Source organism: Paracoccus litorisediminis, from assembly GCF_009711205.1.
GTDB classification, from domain to species: domain Bacteria; phylum Pseudomonadota; class Alphaproteobacteria; order Rhodobacterales; family Rhodobacteraceae; genus Paracoccus; species Paracoccus litorisediminis.
Map to the genome: position 1 here is coordinate 510,555 of NZ_WMIG01000002.1, position 17,218 is coordinate 527,772.

The 17,218-nt window shown below is 64.0% G+C and carries 18 protein-coding genes; 9 read left to right on the forward strand and 9 right to left on the reverse strand.

Annotated features, from left to right (window positions below):
* Positions 1–35 precede the first annotated feature (35 nt).
* From GL300_RS07895 to ltnD, 5 genes are all read left to right on the forward strand, one after another.
* The gene (locus tag GL300_RS07895) at positions 36–791 is read left to right on the forward strand and encodes a GntR family transcriptional regulator (RefSeq protein WP_155039050.1); all 756 of its coding nucleotides are present in this window, start codon (positions 36–38) and stop codon (positions 789–791) included.
* A 113-nt stretch (positions 792–904) separates the two neighbouring features.
* A complete protein-coding gene (locus GL300_RS07900; RefSeq protein ID WP_155039051.1) occupies positions 905–1,879 on the forward strand; it encodes a Bug family tripartite tricarboxylate transporter substrate binding protein in 975 nt (324 codons plus the stop codon).
* A gap of 59 nt (positions 1,880–1,938) precedes the next feature.
* Positions 1,939–2,412 carry a tripartite tricarboxylate transporter TctB family protein gene (locus GL300_RS07905; RefSeq protein ID WP_155039052.1) on the forward strand — a complete coding sequence of 158 codons (474 nt, stop codon included), beginning with the start codon at positions 1,939–1,941 and terminating at the stop codon, positions 2,410–2,412.
* Between the two features lie 7 nt (positions 2,413–2,419).
* Positions 2,420–3,913: a tripartite tricarboxylate transporter permease gene (locus GL300_RS07910; RefSeq protein ID WP_155039053.1), complete on the forward strand. Its 1,494-nt coding sequence runs from the start codon at positions 2,420–2,422 to the stop codon at positions 3,911–3,913.
* The gene (gene ltnD, locus GL300_RS07915; protein WP_155039054.1) at positions 3,910–4,812 is read left to right on the forward strand and encodes an L-threonate dehydrogenase; all 903 of its coding nucleotides are present in this window, start codon (positions 3,910–3,912) and stop codon (positions 4,810–4,812) included. The genes GL300_RS07910 and ltnD overlap by 4 nt, the downstream gene beginning before the upstream one ends.
* Positions 4,813–4,864: 52 nt before the next feature.
* On the opposite strand, the gene GL300_RS07920 is transcribed toward ltnD, so the two are convergent.
* From GL300_RS07920 to GL300_RS07950, 7 genes are read right to left on the reverse strand one after another with little or no spacing between them, the layout of a single operon-like run.
* Positions 4,865–5,620, reverse strand: coding sequence for a hydroxypyruvate isomerase family protein (locus GL300_RS07920; protein ID WP_155039055.1), 756 nt, complete (start codon positions 5,618–5,620; stop codon positions 4,865–4,867).
* A 54-nt stretch (positions 5,621–5,674) separates the two neighbouring features.
* Positions 5,675–6,517 carry an ureidoglycolate lyase gene (locus GL300_RS07925; RefSeq protein WP_155039056.1) on the reverse strand — a complete coding sequence of 281 codons (843 nt, stop codon included), beginning with the start codon at positions 6,515–6,517 and terminating at the stop codon, positions 5,675–5,677.
* A complete protein-coding gene (locus GL300_RS07930; RefSeq protein ID WP_155039057.1) occupies positions 6,514–7,455 on the reverse strand; it encodes a DMT family transporter in 942 nt (313 codons plus the stop codon). The genes GL300_RS07925 and GL300_RS07930 overlap by 4 nt, the downstream gene beginning before the upstream one ends.
* Before the next feature lie 3 nt (positions 7,456–7,458).
* The gene (locus tag GL300_RS07935) at positions 7,459–8,121 is read right to left on the reverse strand and encodes a GntR family transcriptional regulator (RefSeq protein WP_155039058.1); all 663 of its coding nucleotides are present in this window, start codon (positions 8,119–8,121) and stop codon (positions 7,459–7,461) included.
* 11 nt (positions 8,122–8,132) lie between these two features.
* The gene (locus GL300_RS07940; RefSeq protein ID WP_170297623.1) at positions 8,133–9,080 is read right to left on the reverse strand and encodes a 2-hydroxyacid dehydrogenase; all 948 of its coding nucleotides are present in this window, start codon (positions 9,078–9,080) and stop codon (positions 8,133–8,135) included.
* 5 nt (positions 9,081–9,085) lie between these two features.
* On the reverse strand, positions 9,086–9,820 hold the full coding sequence (locus GL300_RS07945) for an SDR family oxidoreductase (protein WP_343042932.1): 735 nt from the start codon (positions 9,818–9,820) through the stop codon (positions 9,086–9,088).
* 25 nt (positions 9,821–9,845) lie between these two features.
* Positions 9,846–11,627 carry an IlvD/Edd family dehydratase gene (locus GL300_RS07950; protein WP_155039061.1) on the reverse strand — a complete coding sequence of 594 codons (1,782 nt, stop codon included), beginning with the start codon at positions 11,625–11,627 and terminating at the stop codon, positions 9,846–9,848.
* A 128-nt stretch (positions 11,628–11,755) separates the two neighbouring features.
* Between GL300_RS07950 and GL300_RS07955 the strand changes: the two genes are divergently transcribed.
* The 4 genes from GL300_RS07955 (at position 11,756) to GL300_RS07970 (ending at position 15,249) form a co-directional block, all read left to right on the forward strand.
* The gene (locus tag GL300_RS07955) at positions 11,756–12,667 is read left to right on the forward strand and encodes a dihydrodipicolinate synthase family protein (RefSeq protein ID WP_155039062.1); all 912 of its coding nucleotides are present in this window, start codon (positions 11,756–11,758) and stop codon (positions 12,665–12,667) included.
* A 117-nt stretch (positions 12,668–12,784) separates the two neighbouring features.
* Positions 12,785–13,762, forward strand: coding sequence for a D-erythronate dehydrogenase (denD, locus tag GL300_RS07960; RefSeq protein ID WP_155039063.1), 978 nt, complete (start codon positions 12,785–12,787; stop codon positions 13,760–13,762).
* Positions 13,749–14,486, forward strand: a complete 738-nt coding sequence (locus GL300_RS07965; RefSeq protein ID WP_211594963.1) for a GntR family transcriptional regulator — start codon at positions 13,749–13,751, stop codon at positions 14,484–14,486. The genes denD and GL300_RS07965 overlap by 14 nt, the downstream gene beginning before the upstream one ends.
* Positions 14,487–14,514: 28 nt before the next feature.
* Entirely contained in the window at positions 14,515–15,249 is a 735-nt protein-coding gene (locus GL300_RS07970; protein ID WP_155039064.1) for an SDR family NAD(P)-dependent oxidoreductase, read from the forward strand.
* 141 nt (positions 15,250–15,390) lie between these two features.
* Here the strand turns inward: GL300_RS07970 and GL300_RS07975 are convergent, their stop codons facing one another.
* Complete coding sequence (locus GL300_RS07975; protein ID WP_211594965.1) at positions 15,391–16,272, reverse strand: carbohydrate ABC transporter permease; 882 nt, start codon at positions 16,270–16,272, stop codon at positions 15,391–15,393.
* Positions 16,272–17,198, reverse strand: a complete 927-nt coding sequence (locus GL300_RS07980) for a carbohydrate ABC transporter permease (RefSeq protein ID WP_155039066.1) — start codon at positions 17,196–17,198, stop codon at positions 16,272–16,274. Before GL300_RS07980 ends, GL300_RS07975 begins: the two co-directional genes overlap by 1 nt.
* Positions 17,199–17,218: the final 20 nt, after the last annotated feature.

The window sequence follows — 17,218 nt, forward strand, 5'->3', positions numbered from 1 at the left end:
AGCCTTCAACCGAAATGGATGCGAGGAGGACGATCATGGCCACTTCATCCACTGAATCCGAGCCGTCGCGCCCGGACACGATCATTGCAGCCGATCAGCCTGCCGCGATGCAGATGTACGGTTTGCTGCGCCGGCGCATCATCGCCGCCGACCTGCTGCCCGGCACCCGCCTGTCGGAACAGGAGATCGCCGACCAATACGACCTGTCGCGCCAACCCGTGCGCGAAGCCTTCATCCGCCTTGCCGGAGAGGGCCTGATCGAGGTCCGTCCGCAGCGCGGGACCTATGTCTCGCGCATCGACATGGATTGGGTGATGGGCACCCGCTTCATCCGCGAGTCGGTCGAGGCCGATATCGTCCGCCTTGCCGCCCGGCTGGCCCAGCCCCAGCAGATCGTCGCGCTTCGCGAGATCCTTGAGCGGCAAGAGGCCATTGCCCAGGGCGATGCCAAGGCGCTGGTGACCTTGGACGAAGAATTCCATTACTCGCTGGCCGCGATTGCCGGTCAGACCTTGGTCTGGCGGCATCTGCAGGGGCTCAAGATGCATCTGGACCGGGTGCGGCATCTGGTCTCGGCAGTGTCGCCCAAGGACGTGATGCTGGACCAGCACCGCGCCGTCGTCGATGCCATCGCCGCAGGCGATTCCGACCGTGCCGAAAAGGCGATGCGGCTGCATCTGCGTCGGGTCTTTGGCGACCTGCCCGCGATCATGCAGCTTTCACCGCAATATTTCGACAAGGCCGAAATGCTGTCCTCGCGTATGCATTACGATCCGGCAGTGAATGCCTGAAATCCCAGTCTGCGCGCTGGCCAGCCGACTGCACCGTTGACAATGTATACATGAATCACTGATCTTTCCCTTGGGAGAGGCCCGGTAACGCCGTGCCACAAGGGAGGAAAATCATGAATCGCAGAGCTGTTCTGCCGCTGATGGCGGCTGCGCTGTCGCTGGGGCTTGGTGTTGCCCCGGCCATGGCCGAATATCCCGAACGTCCGATCGAGATGATCGTGCCTTGGGGCGCAGGCGGCGGCACCGATGCCGTCGGCCGCATCTTTGCCCAAATCCTGCAGGAAGAACTGGGCAAGCCGGTGAACGTGGTGAACCGCACCGGCGGCTCGGGCGTGGTCGGCCACAGCGCCATCTCGCGGGCCAAGCCCGACGGCTATACCATTGGCGTCATGACCATCGAAATCGACATGATGCATTGGCAGGGCCTGACCGACCTGACCTACAAGGATTTCGACATTCTGGCGCTGGTCAACGCCGATCCCGGCGGCATCATGGTCGCCGAGGATGCGCCGTGGAAGGACGCGGCAGCGCTGCGCGACACGATCAAGGCTGACCCGGCCGGGACGGTGAAGGCATCCGGCACCGGTCAGGGCGGCATCTGGCACCTGAACCTGCTGGGCTGGCTGATGTCGGAGGGCATCCCGGTCACGGCTGTGCCCTTTGTCCCCAGTCAGGGTGCCGCAGCGGGCCTGACCGACATGGTCGCGGGCGGCGTGCAGATGGTGCCATCGTCCCTTGCCGAGGGCCGCTCGCTGATTGATGCGAAGCGTGTCCGCGCGCTGGCCAGCATGTCGGATGAACGCCAATCGCTGTTCCCCGACACGCCGACGCTGAAAGAAGCGACCGGATCGGACTGGAAACTGGCCGTCTGGCGCGCCATCGCCGCGCCCAAGGACATGCCGCCCGAAGCGCGCGCGAAGCTGATCGAGGCCATTGAAAAGGCCTATAACAGCGATGCCTATCAGAACTTCATGAAAGAACGCGGCTTCGGCCTGCGTTGGGCCGGCCCCGAGGAAGCCACCCAGATCGTCGCCGCCGATGACGCCAGCCTTGGCGATGTCATGAAAAAGGCCGGTCTGGCCAAGTGACGACCGGGCCGCGGGGCGCAATCCCGCGGCCTTTTTCTGCAAGCGAAGGGGAATCTGGCATGAGACTGGGGGACCGCGCGCTTGGCGCGCTGACATTGCTGGGGGCGATCGGGCTGTTCTTTGCCTCGCGGCAATTCTCGCCCATACCGGGACAGAAATACGGGGCCGAGACACTGCCACTGGTCATCTCGATCCTGGCCGGGGCAGTCGGCATCTGGCTGCTTGTGCAGGGCCTTGCCACTGAGCGCGGCGCGGCGCTGACGACCACGCCCGACTGGGCGCGCGAGCCCGCAGCCTGGGCCAAGATCATGGCAGCCATTATCGTCATCGCGGGCTACATCCTTGTCTCGGACTGGCTGGGTTTCACCATTTCAAGCCTGATCCTTGTCGCGGCGCTGATGCTGCTGACCGGAACCCGGCTTTTGACCGCGCTGCCGGTCGCGCTGGCCACGGTGATCGTGGTGCAATTCGCCTTTGGCAAGCTGCTGCTGGTGCCGCTGCCGCGCGGCGAATTCCTGTCTTTGCCGTGGTGAGGTGACAATGAGCGTTCTTGCCCAATCCTTCGCCATGGTCTTCGACCCGCAGGTGCTGCTGGTCATGTTACTGTCAGGCGCCTTCGGCCTGTTCGTCGGCGCGATTCCCGGCCTGACCGCGACCATGGCCACGGCGCTGCTGGTCCCGATCACCTTCTTCATGGAGCCGATCGCCGCCATCGCCTCGATCGTGACCGCCTCGGCCATGGCGATCTTTTCCGGCGACATTCCCGGCGCGCTTCTGCGCATTCCGGGCACCCCCGCCTCGGCCGCCTATGTCGAGGATTCCTACCGCATGACCCGCGCCGGCCGCGGACCCGAGGCATTGGGCGCGCTGCTGGTGTTTTCGGTCATCGGCGGCATTTTCGGCACCATCGTCCTGATCGTCGCCTCGCCGATATTGGCGGAAATGGCGCTGAAATTCTCGTCCTTCGAGTATTTCTGGCTGGTGCTGCTGGGCCTGTCGGCGGCGATCTTCGTGTCGCCCGGCTCGGTCCCACGCGGGCTGGTGGCGCTGATCATCGGACTGGTCGCGGCCTCGGTCGGCATGGACAACCCCACCGCCGAGCCGCGCTTTACCTTTGGCAATCTCGATCTTCTGGGCGGGATTTCCTTCATCCCGGCGATGATCGGGCTGTTCGCGCTGGCCGAGGTGTTTCGCTACTTCGTCCACGGGCACAAGCTGGGCGCACCGCTGCGCCCCTCGACCAAGGGCATGCTGCGCAGCCAGATCGGGGTCCTGCGCCGCTACCCGAAACAGATGCTGCGTGGCAATATCACCGGTACGCTGATTGGCGCCCTGCCCGGTGCCGGCGCCGACATCGCCGCCTGGATCAGCTATGCCATGTCCAAGCGCTTCTCGCGTGAGCCGGAAAAATTCGGCAAGGGACATGTCGAAGGTCTGGTCGAGGCCGGGGCCTCGAACAATGCCGCCGTCAGCGGGGCGTGGATTCCGGCGCTGGTCTTTGGCATCCCCGGCGACTCGATCACCGCCATCGTCATCGGCGTGCTGTACATCAAGGGCATGAATCCCGGCCCGACGATCTTCATCAATCAGGCCGAGCTGATCAACGCGCTGTTCATCGTCTTCCTGCTGGCGAACCTGCTGATGATCCCGCTGGGCTGGCTGGCGATCCGCGCCTCGACCACGATCCTTGCGGTGCCGCAAAAGATCCTGATGCCGATCATCACGCTGTTCTGCATCGTCGGAGCGTTCGCCATCACCAATTCGGTCTTCGGCATCATCCTGATGCTGGCTTTCGGCGTGCTCGGCTTCCTGATGGAGGAAAACGACATCCCCATCGCCCCCGCCATTCTGGGGCTGGTGCTTGGTCCGCTGTTGGAACAGCATTTCATCACCTCGATGATCAAGGCGGACGGAAACCTGCTTTCGTTCTTTGAGCGACCGATTGCGGCCGGTTTGGGCATCTTCACCATCCTCGTCTGGTGCGCGCCACTGATCCGCCGCATCCTCATCCGCCGCAAGGAGGCGCTGACATGACCCTTTCCACCGCCGTTATCGGCCTTGGCTCGATGGGCCTGGGCGCGGCGCTGTCGCTGGCCCGTGCCGGTCTGCCGGTGCGCGGCCTCGACCTTAACCCCGCGCCCTGCGCGGAACTGGCCGAAGCAGGAGGGACCATCGCCACCACCCCCGCCGAGGCCGCGAGCGCGGCAGACGCGGTCTTCATCTATGTCGTGAATGCGGCCCAGACCCGGACCGTGCTGTTTGGCGAAAACGGAGCCGTCGCGGCGGCCCGGCCCGGAACCGTCTTCGTTCTTTGCCCGACCATGCAACCCGACGATACCACAGCCATTGCGGAGGATCTGGCACAGGCGGGCATGCTGGCCATAGACGCGCCGGTTTCAGGCGGCGCGGCCAAGGCCCGCGACGGCGCGATCAGCATCATGGCCTCGGGTCCTCCCGCGGCCTTTGACCGTATCCAGCCCGCGCTTGACGCCATCGCGGCCCGTGTCTTTCGCCTTGGCGACCAGCCGGGCGCGGGCAGCCGGATGAAACTGGTGAACCAGCTTCTTGCCGGTGTCCATATCGCCGCCATGGCCGAGGCGATGGTGCTGGCCGCGAAGTCCGGCCTTGATCTGGGCAAGGTGTACGAGGTCATCACCGAATGCGCCGGCAACAGCTGGATGTTCCAGAACCGCGCACCACAGGTGGTCTCGGGCGACTATACCCCGTTCTCGGCGGTGGACATCTTCGTCAAGGATCTGGGCATCGTCACCGACGCCGCCGCCGCGCTGGACACCCCCACGCCGCTGGCCGCGGCCTCGCTTGATCTCTACCGCGCCGCATCAAGTGCCGGACTGGGGCGCGAGGCCGATGCCGCCATCGCCAAGATCCTCGCCACTCAGGCCAAGACCCGCCTGCCCGGTCAAGACGGTTGAATCTCTTCGTTTCCTAAATACCCATTCTGCCCGCGCCACGACCGGCGCGGGTTCAGATCCGGCGCAGCTCCGGCAACCAGCCCAGACTGTCGCCGGTCGCGCCAACGGGCTTGTATTCCGCCCCAAGCGGCCGATCCCAACCAAGATCGCGCAGCACGGCGCAGATATGGCGGTAGTCCACCTCGCCATGATCGGGCGTACCGCGATCGGGAACCGCAGCGATCTGGACATGACCGATCACCGGCAGCAGCCGGGTCAGGCGGCGAGTCAGATCACCCTCCATGATCTGCAGATGATAGCAGTCGAACATCAGCTTCAGGTTCGGATGCCCCAGCCGCTCGATCAGCGCCACAGCCTGATCCGAGCGCGACAGGAAATAGCCCGGCGCGTCATAGCTGTTCAACGGTTCGATCAGAATGGTCAGATCGGGTGCGGCGCGGCAGGCATGGTCCAGATTGGCAAGGAACACCGTCTCGGCCTGCGGCCCTTCGGCCACGCCCGCCATGACATGGACCGAGCCGCAGCCGATGGCGCGGGCATAGGTGATGGCGCGGTCGATTTCGGCCCGCGCCTCGGCCTCACGTCCCGGAATGGCGGACAGCCCGTTTTCGCCCGGCTGACCGCGCAAGGTGTTCAGCCCCAGCATCGCAAGGCCTGTTTCAGCTAATGCCGCAGAAACCGCCTCGGGGGCATGGGCATAGGGCCAATGGCATTCGACTGCATCGAAACCGGCGGCAGCAGCGGCGCGGATCGCATCGGGCAGTGCCAGATCCGACCACAGAAACCCCAGATTTGCGGAAAACTGCATCTTTCCTCCCCGAAAGACAAAGAGCGGCGGGGTAATCCCCGCCGCCCGTCAGGATCAGGCGCGGCGCACGCTTTGACGCTGCTCGCCCAGACCCTCGATGCCCAGACGGATCACTTCGCCGCCGTTCAGATAGACCTGCGGGTTCTGCCCCATGCCGACGCCCGGAGGGGTGCCGGTGGTGATCACGTCGCCCGGCATCAGCGTCATCAGCTTCGAGCAATAGGCCACCAGAGTCGCCACGTCGAAGATCATCGTCTTGGTCGAGCCGTCCTGATAGCGCTTGCCATCGACCTCCAGCCACATCGACAGGTTGCCCGCATCCGGCACCTCATCGCGGGTCACGACGTAAGGGCCGATCGGGCCGAACGTGTCGAAGCCCTTGCCCTTGTCCCAGGTCTGGCCACGCTCAAGCTGCCATTCGCGCTCGGACACGTCGTTGACGACGCAGTAGCCGGCGACATGCTCCAGCGCCTGTTCCTTGCTGACCTTGCGGGCGGTCTTGCCGATGACGATGCCCAGCTCGACTTCCCAATCGGTCTTTTTCGAACCTTCCGGGATGACCACGTCGTCATTCGGGCCGACGATGCAGCTGGTCCATTTGTTGAAGACGACAGGCTCGGCCGGGACCGGCATGCCGCTTTCGGCAGCGTGGTCGGCATAGTTCAGCCCGATGGCGATGAACTTGCGCACATGGCCGACGCAGGCACCCAGACGGGGCGAGCCTTCGACCACCGGCAGGCTGGAGACGTCGATCGCCGCCAGTTTCGCCAGCCCTTCGGGGGTCAGCACGTCATCGGCGATGTCGGCCACATGGCCCGACAGGTCGCGGATCTGGCCCTCGGCGTCCAGAAGACCGGGCTTTTCCTGGCCCTCGGGGCCATAACGCAGCAGTTTCATCTCTCCTCCTTCTTTCCTTGCTCAGATTGTGACTGTTTAGAAGAAACCGCGATGGCGGAAGCCCGGATCGCGGCAATTCTGTTTCTTCGACCCGACAGCCAAAGCAGCACGCCGCCGGCGATGATGACCAGCGCGCCCAAGAGTGTCGAGGCCCCCGGCACCTGTCCAAAGACCAGATAGCCCGCGACCGAAGCGAAAAGCAGTTGCAGATAGACCACCGGCGCCAGAACCGAGGCATCCGCGATGCGATGTGCCAGCGTGACCAGACTGTGCGACATGCCACCCACGACGCCGATCAGGCACATCAGCCCGACGATCAGCCAGCTTTGCGGATGCTCCCAATGCATCATCGCGAAGGGCGCGAGGCAAAGCGCCGCGATTCCGCTGGACCAGACCTGCTGCACGGCCGTCGATTCCGCCGCCAGCTTTCGGCTGAAGATGAAATAGAACGAGGTGCAGATGCAGGCCGTCAGCGAGAATAGGATCGCCGGATGGAAGTCCGCCTGCCACGGCGCGACGACGATCAGCACGCCGATGAAGCCCACGATGATCGCCAGGAATTGCAGCGGGCTGACCCGCTCACCCAGCATCGGCACGGCCAGAAGCGTGGTCAGGACCGGACCCGCGAACATGACGGCGGTCACGGTGGTCAGCGGCAGATGGCTCAGGCCGACAAAGTTGAAGGCCGTGCTGCCCAGCAGCGCCAGCGAGCGCAGGATCTGCAGCCGCGGATTGATCGAGCGCAGCGTCGAGACGCCCTGCTTCGGCAGCACCGCAATAAGCGTCATCACCAGATGGCCCAGATAGCGGACAAAGGCCACCTGCATCAGCGCCAGCCCCGAACCCAGCAGAAATTTCGCGGTCGTATCCTGCACGGCGAACAACATCACCGCACCGGTCATCAGCAAGAGACCCGTCAGGTTGCCGCCCTTTTTCATGCCCTAATCCTGCCCCTCGTCCGTTTCCTCGCGGAAATGGTCCTCGATATTGGCGATCATCGCGCCCAGATGGGCGCCGATCTCGGCCTTGATGGCGGCCACGTCCCGGGCATGCAGCGCGGCATGGATGGCTTTGTGTTGGCGCAGCACCCGCCCCCGCGACAGTTTGCGGCGGGCCGACAGGTAGCGCGCGCGCCACAGCCGGGCCATGTAAGAGGCGTGGGTTTCCGCCAGCGCCGCATTATGCGAGGCAGCGACAATTGCGGAATGGAACTGCATGTCCAGCTCGAACACGTCCAGCGTGTCGGCCTCGCCATAGATTTCCTCGATCCGGTCCTTCAGCGCGCCGATGGCAGAGATTTCGCCCTCGGTGGCCTTTTCGCAGGCCAGTTCACCCGACAGCAGCTCCAGCGCGTGCAGCACCCGGATCTGGTCGATGATTTCGGCCAGCGAAGGATCGGCGACGATGGGGCTGCGCAGGGGACGCAGTTGCACCAGCCCCTCTTTCGCCAGAATGCGGATCGCCTCGCGCATGGGGGTGCGCGAGACGCCCTGCCTTTCGGCATTGTCGCGTTCCTTGATCGTCGCGCCCGGCGGCAGGTTGCCGCGCAGGATTTCGCGGCGCAGCTCATAGGCGATGGCCTCGGCCAAACTATCCTCGGTCATCGCCCTGCCCATCAGTTCACCGGCGTCACAAGCGCCTGCCCGGCCAGATGCGCACGGACATTCTGGCGCTGCAGATCGCCCATCGCCGCGCGGGTTTCAACGGTGGCCGAACCGACATGCGGCAGGATCGTGGCATTGGGCAGCGTCAGGAAGCGCGGATCGACATTCGGTTCAGCCCGGAACACGTCCAGCGCCGCGCCGCGTAGCCGCCCCTGTTCCAAGGCGTCCAGCATCGCAGCCTCGTCCACGACCGAGCCGCGGGCGATATTGACGATGATCCCGTCAGGCCCCAGCGCGTCGATCACAGCTGCCGAAACGAAGCCCTCGGTCTCGGGACCGCCGACGACGGCAATGACCAGATCATCGACCGCGCGGGCCAGCTCCACCGGGTCGGCATGATAGGTCCAACCGGAGGGCGCGTCCTTGCGGCTGCGCGACTGGTAATGGATCTCGCATTTGAAGGCGGCCAGCCGGTCGGCGATCTCGCGGCCGATGCGACCCATGCCCAGCACGCCGACCTTGCGACCCGACATCTTGCGCGCCAGCGGATAGGCACCGCCCGCGGGCCATTTGCCGTCGCGCATCCAGTTTTCCGAAGCCGTCAGCTTGCGCGCTTCCATGATCAGCATCGCCACGGCCAGATCGGCCACGTCGTCATTCAGCACATTGGGCGTATTGGTGACGGTGATGCCGCGCGCCGAAGCGTCTGTGACATTGATCGCGTCATAGCCCACGCCGAAATTCGCGATCAGCTTCAGCCCCGGCAGCAGATCCATCACCGCGCCGTTCAGCGGGTGGTGCCCCTTATAGGCAATGGCCGTGACCTCGGCCCGCAAGGCAGGGGACAGGTCGGCGATCTGCGACAGGTCATCCAGCGGTCGCGCGCCGAATTCATCGGTCAGCGCGGCCACGTCGATATCGGAATACTGGCCCACGGCCAGAACCTTGTTCATACCCATATCCCTCAGCCGCGCCCGATATAGGGCATGTTGGTCGCCATCACGGTCAGCCACTGGATATTCGCGCCCTCGGGCATCGTGGCCATGTGCCAGACCGAATCTGCGACGGTCTTCACGTCGATGACCGGCTCGATCTTGGTCGAACCATCGGCCTGCGGGACGCCCTTGGTCATGGCGACCGCCATGTCGGTCAGGGCATTGCCGATATCGACCTGCCCGCAAGCGATGTTGAAGGGCCGCCCGTCCAGAGACAGCGTCCGCGTCAGCCCGGTCACCGCATGTTTCGACACCGTATAGGGGACCGAGCCCGGACGCGGGACATCGGCCGAGATCGAGCCATTGTTGATGATCCGCCCGCCCATCGGCTGCTGATTGCGCATCTGGCGAAAGGCTGCGCGGGCGCACAGGAACATGCCGGTGATGTTCACATCCGTCACCCGCCGCCAATCCGCGACCGTAATCTCGTCGATAAGGGTCGAGGGCAGGACCGCGCCCGCATTATTGAACAGGATATCCAGCCGCCCCCAGCTAGAAGCCACCTTGGCGAAGGTCGCATCCACGGCGGCCTCATCGGTCACGTCGCAGGGCAGGATCAGGGCGTTCGGGTTGTCCTCGGCAGTTTCCTGCAGGGCGTCCTCGCGCCGACCGATCAGGCCGACCTGCCAGCCCTCGATCAGGAAACGGCGGGCGGTGGCGCGGCCGACGCCGCTGCCGCCACCGGTGATCAGGATGTTCTTCACGTCTCTCTCCTCCCTTAGAGTGCCGTCAATGGTTGTCGCGTGCCATGGTCTGGCGCACGCGCTGATAGGCGGTGGCCAGTTCAAGGCAGCCCCCCTGCGCCAACTGGCCAACCTCCTTGCGGTAAATCTCCTCCCAAGGCGTCTGGCATTCCAGCACCGGCGGCGTCCACGCCTCCTTGCGGGCCTGCCATTCGGCCTCATCGACCAGCGCGTCCATGCGGCCCGCATTCAGGTCCAGCCGCACAGGGTCACCGGTCTGCAGATAGGCCAGCCCGCCACCAACCACGGATTCCGGGCTGGCGTTCAGGATCGACGGGCTTTCCGAAGTGCCCGATTGCCGCCCGTCACCCACCGTCGGCAGGTGGTTGATGCCCTGCTTCAGCAACGCGTCCGGCGGCTGCATGTTCACCACCTCGGCGCTGCCGGGATAGCCGACGCAACCGACATTGCGGATGAACAGGATGCAATGTTCGTCGATGCCCAAGGCGGGATCGTTGATGCGGTCGTGGTAATCCTCGGGGCCTTCAAATACCACCGCGCGGGCCTCGTGGACGCCCTCATTGCCGGGTTGGGACAGGAAGCGCTGGCGGAAATCCTTCGAGATCACGCTGGTCTTCATCAGCGCGGAATCGAACAGGTTGCCGGTCAGGACGATAAAGCCCGCGTTCTCGCGCAGCGGGTTGGCATAGGGGCGGATCACCGCCTGATCCTGACTCTCCCAGCCGATCAGGTTTTGACCCATGGTCTGGCCCGTCACCGTCATCGCCCGCTCATGCAGGCGACCGGCCTTTTTCAGCTCACCCATGACGGCGGGAACACCGCCCGCATGGAAGAAGCTCTCGCCCAAGAACTCCCCGGCGGGCTGCATATTGACCAGCAGCGGCACGTCAAAGCCCACCTTCTGCCAATCGGTCACGTCCAGTTCCACCCCGGCATGGCGCGCGATGGCCTGCAGATGCGGCGGGGCATTGGTCGAACCGCCAATGGCCGCATTCACGATGATCGCGTTTTCAAAGGCTTCGCGGGTCATGACATCGCTGGGCTTGATGTCCTCATAGACCATTTCGACGATGCGCTTGCCGGTCTGATAGGCCATATTCATGCGCTCGCGGAAGGGCGCGGGAATGGCCGAGCAGCCGGTCAGCGACATGCCAAGCGCCTCGGCCATGGCATTCATCGTGCTGGCCGTGCCCATGGTGTTGCAATGCCCAAGCGAAGGTGCCGAGGCACAGACGCGCGACATGAACTCATCATAGTCGATCTTGCCCTCGGACAGCAGCCTGCGGCTTTCCCAGACGACCGTGCCGGAACCGGCGCGCTTGCCCTTCCACCAGCCATCCAGCATCGGCCCGCCATTCAGCGTGATCGCCGGAATGTCGACCGTCGCCGCGCCCATCAGCATGGCGGGCGTGGTCTTGTCGCAGCCGGTGGTCAGCACGACACCGTCCAGCGGATAGCCATGCAGCACCTCGACCAGACCCAGATAGGCCAGGTTGCGATCCAGCGCCGCCGTCGGGCGCTTGCCGGTTTCCTGAATCGGATGGACCGGGAATTCCATCGGGATGCCGCCGCCGTCGCGGATGCCCGCCTTGATCCGGTCCATCAGGAAGACATGGATCTTGTTGCAGGGCGCAAGATCGCTGCCGGTCTGGGCAATGCCGATGATCGGGCGCGCCGATTGCAGCTCCTCGCGCGTGTACTGCTGGTTCAGGTAGCGCTCGATATACAGCGCGGTCATGCCGGGATTGTTCGGGTTGTCGAACCATTCCTGCGAACGGAAGCGCTTGTTTGCTCTGGTATTTCCCATGGCTTGCCTCATCTCCGGGCTATCGCTTGGCTGACTTGGTATACCAGAATCTGCCAAGGGGAAAGGGGTCCGCTTGCGCCCGCGACAAAATGGTATACCATCCGGCCCGAATTTTTCAGGAGGCCATCATGGCTAAATACGAGGGCATCTGGCCGGTTGCGCCGGTTTCTTTCAACGATGACGGCTCGGTCGATTATGCCGGCATGCGCCGCATTCTCGACTGCATGATCGATCAGGGCGTGGACGGGATCTGCATCCTTGCGAACTTCTCGGAACAGTTCCTGATCTCGGATGCCGAGCGCGAGGAACTGACCCGAGTCTCGCTGGAGCATGTCGCAGGGCGCGTGCCGGTGATCGTGACGATCAGCCATTACTCGACCCCGATCGTGGTTGAGCGTGCCCAGCTGGCTAAGGATCTTGGCGCGGCCCAGGTCATGATGATGCCCCCCTATCACGGCGCCCTGCTGAAAGGCACCGCCGAGCAGACGTTTGAGCAGTTCGCCCGCGTGGGTGACGTCGGCATCCCGATCATGATCCAGGACGCACCGCTTTCGGGCGTCGACCTGCCGGTGCCGCTGCTGGTGCGCATGGCCCGCGAGATCGAGATGGTGAAGCTGTTCAAGATCGAGTGCCCCCGCGCCGCGAACAAGCTGCGCGCGCTGATCGCCGAAGGCGGTGACGCGATCGAAGGCCCCTTCGATGGCGAAGAAGCCATCACTTTGCTGGCCGACCTTGACGCAGGCGCGACCGGCACCATGACCTCGGCGATGATCCCCGACCAGATCAAGCCGGTGCTGACCCATTGGAAGGCCGGCGACCGCGCCGCCGCCACCGCCGCCTATGCCCGAATCCTGCCCGCAGTGAACCACGAGAACCGCCAATGCGGCTTCCTGTCGGCCAAGGCCGTGATGGTCGAAGGTGGCGTGATCAAGTCGGAATTCAGCCGCCACCCGATCCCGGCGCTGCACCCGGCGACCCGCGCCATGCTGATGGACCTGGTCCGCCCGCTGGACCCGGTCGCCCTGCGCTGGGGCAAGTAAGCTGACAGCCCGGTCGCGGCGACGCGGCCGGGCATTTCGACCCTATCGAAACACTGGCGCAAGCCTCGACAGCAATGTATACATAATCCGACCGATACTGGGGAGGATAGGTCGGACATGAAGCTGTTGATCATTGGTGCTGCAGGCATGGTTGGCCGCAGGCTGGCCGAAAACATTCTGAAAACTGGCACGCTGGGCGCGCATCCTGTGGATGCACTGACCGCGTTCGACGTGGTTCCGGCCGATCTGGCCTCGACCGATTCCATCGCCGTCACGGTGAAATCGGGCGATATTTCCGACCAGGCAACGGTCGACGGGCTGGTTACCGACCGTCCCGACGTGATCTTCCACCTTGCCGCCATCGTTTCGGGCGAGGCCGAGGCCGATTTCGACAAGGGCTATGCCATCAACATGGACGGCACCCGCCACCTGTTCGAGGCGATCCGCGCCCAGGGCCCCGACTATCACCCGCGCGTGGTCTATACCTCGTCCATCGCGGTCTTTGGCGCGCCTTTCGAGGAAAAGATCACCGACACGTTCCTGACCGCGCCGATGACCAGCTATGGCGCGCAAAAGATGATCGGCGAGCTGCTGCTGAACGACTATACCCGCAAGGGTTTCTTCGACGGCGTCGGCATCCGCCTGCCCACCATCGTCGTGCGCCCCGGCAAACCGAACAAGGCAGCCTCGGGCTTCTTCTCGGGCATCATCCGCGAGCCTCTGGCGGGGCTCGACGCCGAATTGCCGGTCGAGGATGACGTGCGCCACTGGTTCGCCAGCCCCGATGCCGCCGTGGGCTTCCTGCTGCATGCGGCCACGATGGACACGGCGCAGCTTGGCGTGCGCCGCTGCCTGACCATGCCGGGACTGTGCCTGTCGATTGCCGAGGTGCTGGAGGCGCTGCGCGAGGTCGCGGGCGACGACGCCGTGGCCCGCGTCAAGCGCGTCCCGAATGAAACGATCCGGACCATCGTTGCTGGCTGGCCGCAGGACTTCGCGCCCGACCGCGCCCTGGCAGCAGGCTTTACCGCCGACCCGGATTTCCCGTCGATTATCCGCGCGCATATCCGCGATACCGCTGATGCCCCAAGCTGAATCGCCCCGACGCGGCAAGGGTCGGTCCACAAGGTCCGTCCCCAGCCTGCATGGGCTGACCGAAATGGCCGCGCGCGAACGCGCCTATCACGACCTGCGCTACCGCATCCTGACCGGGCGGCTCGCGCCCGGCACGACGCTTCTGGAAACCGAACTTGCGGGGCTTTTGTCACTCTCGCGCACTCCAGTGCGCGAGGCGGTGATCAAGCTTGAAGAGGAAGGACTGGTCGAGGTCCGCCCGCGCCACGGTGTCACCGTCAAGGCGCTGTCCCTGCAGGATTTCGCCAATATCCTCGACGTGTTTTCGGCACTTGAAGTGCGGGCGTTCGAACTGACCGCCGAGCGCGGGTTGACGCCCGAACAGACCCGCCTGCTGGAACGCATGGTTGAGGATATGGAGGTGGCAACCGCCTCGGGCGACATCGCCCGCTGGTCCGATCTTGACGACGAATTCCATTCCGAGGTGGTGGCTCTTTGCGGCAACCAGCGCCTGCAGACGGCGCTGAACGCCTTCTGGGGCCAGCAATACCGCGCAAGGATGATGATCCTGCCGACGCGGCCATTGCCCGAGGAATCGAATGCCGAACATCGCAGCGTGCTGGACGCGCTGAAACAAGGCGACCGTGCCCTGACCCGCGAAAGGCACAATGCCCATCGCGACCGGGCCGACAAGCAGCAGCTCGAGCTTCTCAGCCGCTCATTGGGGAGCAGCGGACTGGCCTGAGCTTTCCGGAGGAGGGAAAGAGGGAAGAATGAACCAGATCGATCTGAACGGCCGCCTTGCGGTCATCACCGGCGGGGCGCAGGGCATCGGCTATGCCATCGCACAGCGCTTCATCGACAGCGGCGCGCGGGTGATCATTTGGGACCGTGATGGCGATGCCGCCGAAAAGGCCGCCGCCAATCTTGGCGACGCCGCATCCAGCCGCCAGGTCGAACTCAGCGAGGACGCCCAGATCGAAGCCGCGGCGCGTGAGGCTGGCCCGGTCGACATCCTGATCAACAATGCCGGCATCACCGGCGGCAATGGCAAGACCTGGGAACTGGACCCGACAGTCTGGCGTCAGGTGATCGAGGTGAACCTGAACGCGCCCTATGTCGCCTGCCGCGCGCTGGTGCCGGGGATGATCGAGCGCGGCTATGGCCGCATCGTCAACGTGGCCTCCATCGCCGCCAAAGAAGGAAATCCCAATGCTGCGCATTACTCGGCTTCGAAAGCCGGGCTGATTGCACTGACGAAATCGCTGGGTAAGGAACTGGCGGGCACCGGTATTTTGGTCAACGCCATTACCCCCGCCGCAGCCCGCACCCCGATCTTCGACCAGATGACCCAACAACATATCGACTACATGCTGTCGAAAATCCCGATGAACCGCTTTCTTGAGCCCGCCGAGGCTGCCGCGTTGGTCGCCTGGCTGGCATCCGAGGATTGCGCCTTTTCGACCGGTGCCGTCTTCGACATTTCCGGCGGCCGCGCCACTTACTGATCTTGCTGCCGGGGGCTGTCTGCCCCCGGACCCCCGAGGATATTTAAGCAAGAAAGACCAAAGGCGGCCGCTATCAAGCAGGCCGCCTTCTTTCTTGTCCAAATATCCCGGGGGAGTCCAAAGGACGGGGGCAGAGCCCCCTTACTCCTTCACCGCGCCTGTCATCGAGCTGACGTAGTAATCCACAAAGAACGAGTAGAGGATCACCACGGGCAGCGAACCCAGCAGCGCCCCACTCATCAACGCCCCCCATTCATAGATGTCACCCCGCACCAATTCGGTCAGGACACCCACCGGAATCGTCTTGTTTTCCGAACTGGAGATGAAGGTCAGGGCGTAGATGAATTCGTTCCAGGACAGCGTGAAGGCAAAGATGCCGGCCGAGATCAGCCCCGGCACTGCCAGCGGCAGCACGATCTTGGTCAGGATCTGCCAACGCGTAGCACCATCGACCAGCGCCGATTCCTCAAGCTCATAGGGGATCGAGCGGAAATAGCCCATCAGCAGCCAGGTGCAGAACGGGATCAGGAAGGTCGGATAGGTCAGGATCAGCGCCAGCTTGGAATCGAAGATGCCGATCTGGAAGACGATCACCGACAGCGGAATGAACAGGATTGATGGCGGCACCAGATAGGCAAGAAAGATCAGCAACCCGGTAACGCGCGCGCCGCGAAAGCGTAGCCGCTCGATGGCGTAGGCGGCAAAGACCGAGGCCAGCAACGACAGGAAGGTCGAGCAGACCGCCACGATCAGTGTGTTCCACAGCCAGCCGGGATAGCTGGTCTCGAACAGCAGGTATTTGATGTGATCGAGCGTCGGGCCGACCACCCAGAACGGGCTGTGGTTCTGGTAGTCGGTCAGCTGAGCGTTCGGCTTCACCGCCGTGATCGCCATCCAGTAGAACGGGAACAGCAGCACGAAGATGAAGCAGGCCAACGGCAGCCAGACCAGAAAAATCTTGCGGCCCCGGCTTTCGAACTGGTCCAGGCCTTCGTGGTCGTCGGTCACGGTCTGGTCAGCCATCAGTCTGCTCCCTGCTGCCATTTGCGGCGCTGAAGGCCGAAGAAGCTGAATAGGATCGCTGCCAGCAGGAAGGGGATCATGGCGACCGCGATGGCCGCGCCCTCGCCCAATTGGCCGCCGGGAATGGCGCGCTGGAAGGACAGCGTCGCCATCAGATGCGTCGCGTTCACCGGCCCGCCGCGGGTCAGCACATAGATCAGCTGAAAATCGGTGAAGGTAAATAGGACCGAGAAGGTCATCACCACCGCAATGATCGGCGTCAGCAGCGGCAGGGTCACCCGGCGAAAGCGCTGCCACGGGGTCGCGCCGTCAATGGCCGCAGCCTCATTCAGGGATTGCGGAATGGTCTGCAACCCGGCCAGCAGCGAGATCGCGACAAAGGGAATCCCGCGCCACACATTCGCCGCCATCACCGACAGCCGCGCATTCCACGGATCGCCAAGGAAGTTGATCGGCTGGCTGATGATGCCCCATTTCATCAGCACCCAGCTGATGATCGAGAATTGTGAATCGAAGATCCACCAGAAGGCCAGCGCCGACAGCACTGTCGGCACCACCCATGGCAGCAGGATGATGGCCCGGAAGAAGTTCTTGCAGGGCAGGTGCCGGTTCAGCAGCAGCGCCAGCCACAGGCCCAGCCCGAATTTCAGCACCGAGGCAACGATGGTGTAGAAAAGCGTGTTGAAAACCGACAGCCAGAAGACCGGGTCATCCATCAGCCAAGCGTAGTTTTCCAGCCCGATCCATTGCCCGGCGCGACCGATCCGCGCGTCGGTAAAGCCCAGCCAGACGCCCAGGCCCAGCGGATAGGTCAGGAAGCACAGCAGGAACGCCGCCGCGGGCAGCATGAACAGCAGGCCAAGGCCATTGCGGCTTTCGACAAAGCGTCGCCAGAAAGAGGCGCGCGGTTCGGGCACGGGGGGCATGTTCCTCTCCTTCCGTCAGG

What these genes read in the sequence shown, in the direction of transcription:
- GL300_RS07895 (WP_155039050.1), top strand. Translation starts at nt 36, where the DNA reads ATGGCCACTTCATCCACTGAATCCGAGCCGTCGCGCCCGGACACGATC.
- GL300_RS07900 (WP_155039051.1), top strand. Translation starts at nt 905, where the DNA reads ATGAATCGCAGAGCTGTTCTGCCGCTGATGGCGGCTGCGCTGTCGCTG.
- GL300_RS07905 (WP_155039052.1), top strand. Translation starts at nt 1,939, where the DNA reads ATGAGACTGGGGGACCGCGCGCTTGGCGCGCTGACATTGCTGGGGGCG.
- GL300_RS07910 (WP_155039053.1), top strand. Translation starts at nt 2,420, where the DNA reads ATGAGCGTTCTTGCCCAATCCTTCGCCATGGTCTTCGACCCGCAGGTG.
- ltnD (WP_155039054.1), top strand. Translation starts at nt 3,910, where the DNA reads ATGACCCTTTCCACCGCCGTTATCGGCCTTGGCTCGATGGGCCTGGGC.
- GL300_RS07920 (WP_155039055.1), bottom strand. Translation starts at nt 5,620, where the DNA reads ATGCAGTTTTCCGCAAATCTGGGGTTTCTGTGGTCGGATCTGGCACTG.
- GL300_RS07925 (WP_155039056.1), bottom strand. Translation starts at nt 6,517, where the DNA reads ATGAAACTGCTGCGTTATGGCCCCGAGGGCCAGGAAAAGCCCGGTCTT.
- GL300_RS07930 (WP_155039057.1), bottom strand. Translation starts at nt 7,455, where the DNA reads ATGAAAAAGGGCGGCAACCTGACGGGTCTCTTGCTGATGACCGGTGCG.
- GL300_RS07935 (WP_155039058.1), bottom strand. Translation starts at nt 8,121, where the DNA reads ATGACCGAGGATAGTTTGGCCGAGGCCATCGCCTATGAGCTGCGCCGC.
- GL300_RS07940 (WP_170297623.1), bottom strand. Translation starts at nt 9,080, where the DNA reads ATGGGTATGAACAAGGTTCTGGCCGTGGGCCAGTATTCCGATATCGAC.
- GL300_RS07950 (WP_155039061.1), bottom strand. Translation starts at nt 11,627, where the DNA reads ATGGGAAATACCAGAGCAAACAAGCGCTTCCGTTCGCAGGAATGGTTC.
- GL300_RS07955 (WP_155039062.1), top strand. Translation starts at nt 11,756, where the DNA reads ATGGCTAAATACGAGGGCATCTGGCCGGTTGCGCCGGTTTCTTTCAAC.
- denD (WP_155039063.1), top strand. Translation starts at nt 12,785, where the DNA reads ATGAAGCTGTTGATCATTGGTGCTGCAGGCATGGTTGGCCGCAGGCTG.
- GL300_RS07965 (WP_211594963.1), top strand. Translation starts at nt 13,749, where the DNA reads ATGCCCCAAGCTGAATCGCCCCGACGCGGCAAGGGTCGGTCCACAAGG.
- GL300_RS07970 (WP_155039064.1), top strand. Translation starts at nt 14,515, where the DNA reads ATGAACCAGATCGATCTGAACGGCCGCCTTGCGGTCATCACCGGCGGG.
- GL300_RS07975 (WP_211594965.1), bottom strand. Translation starts at nt 16,272, where the DNA reads ATGGCTGACCAGACCGTGACCGACGACCACGAAGGCCTGGACCAGTTC.
- GL300_RS07980 (WP_155039066.1), bottom strand. Translation starts at nt 17,198, where the DNA reads ATGCCCCCCGTGCCCGAACCGCGCGCCTCTTTCTGGCGACGCTTTGTC.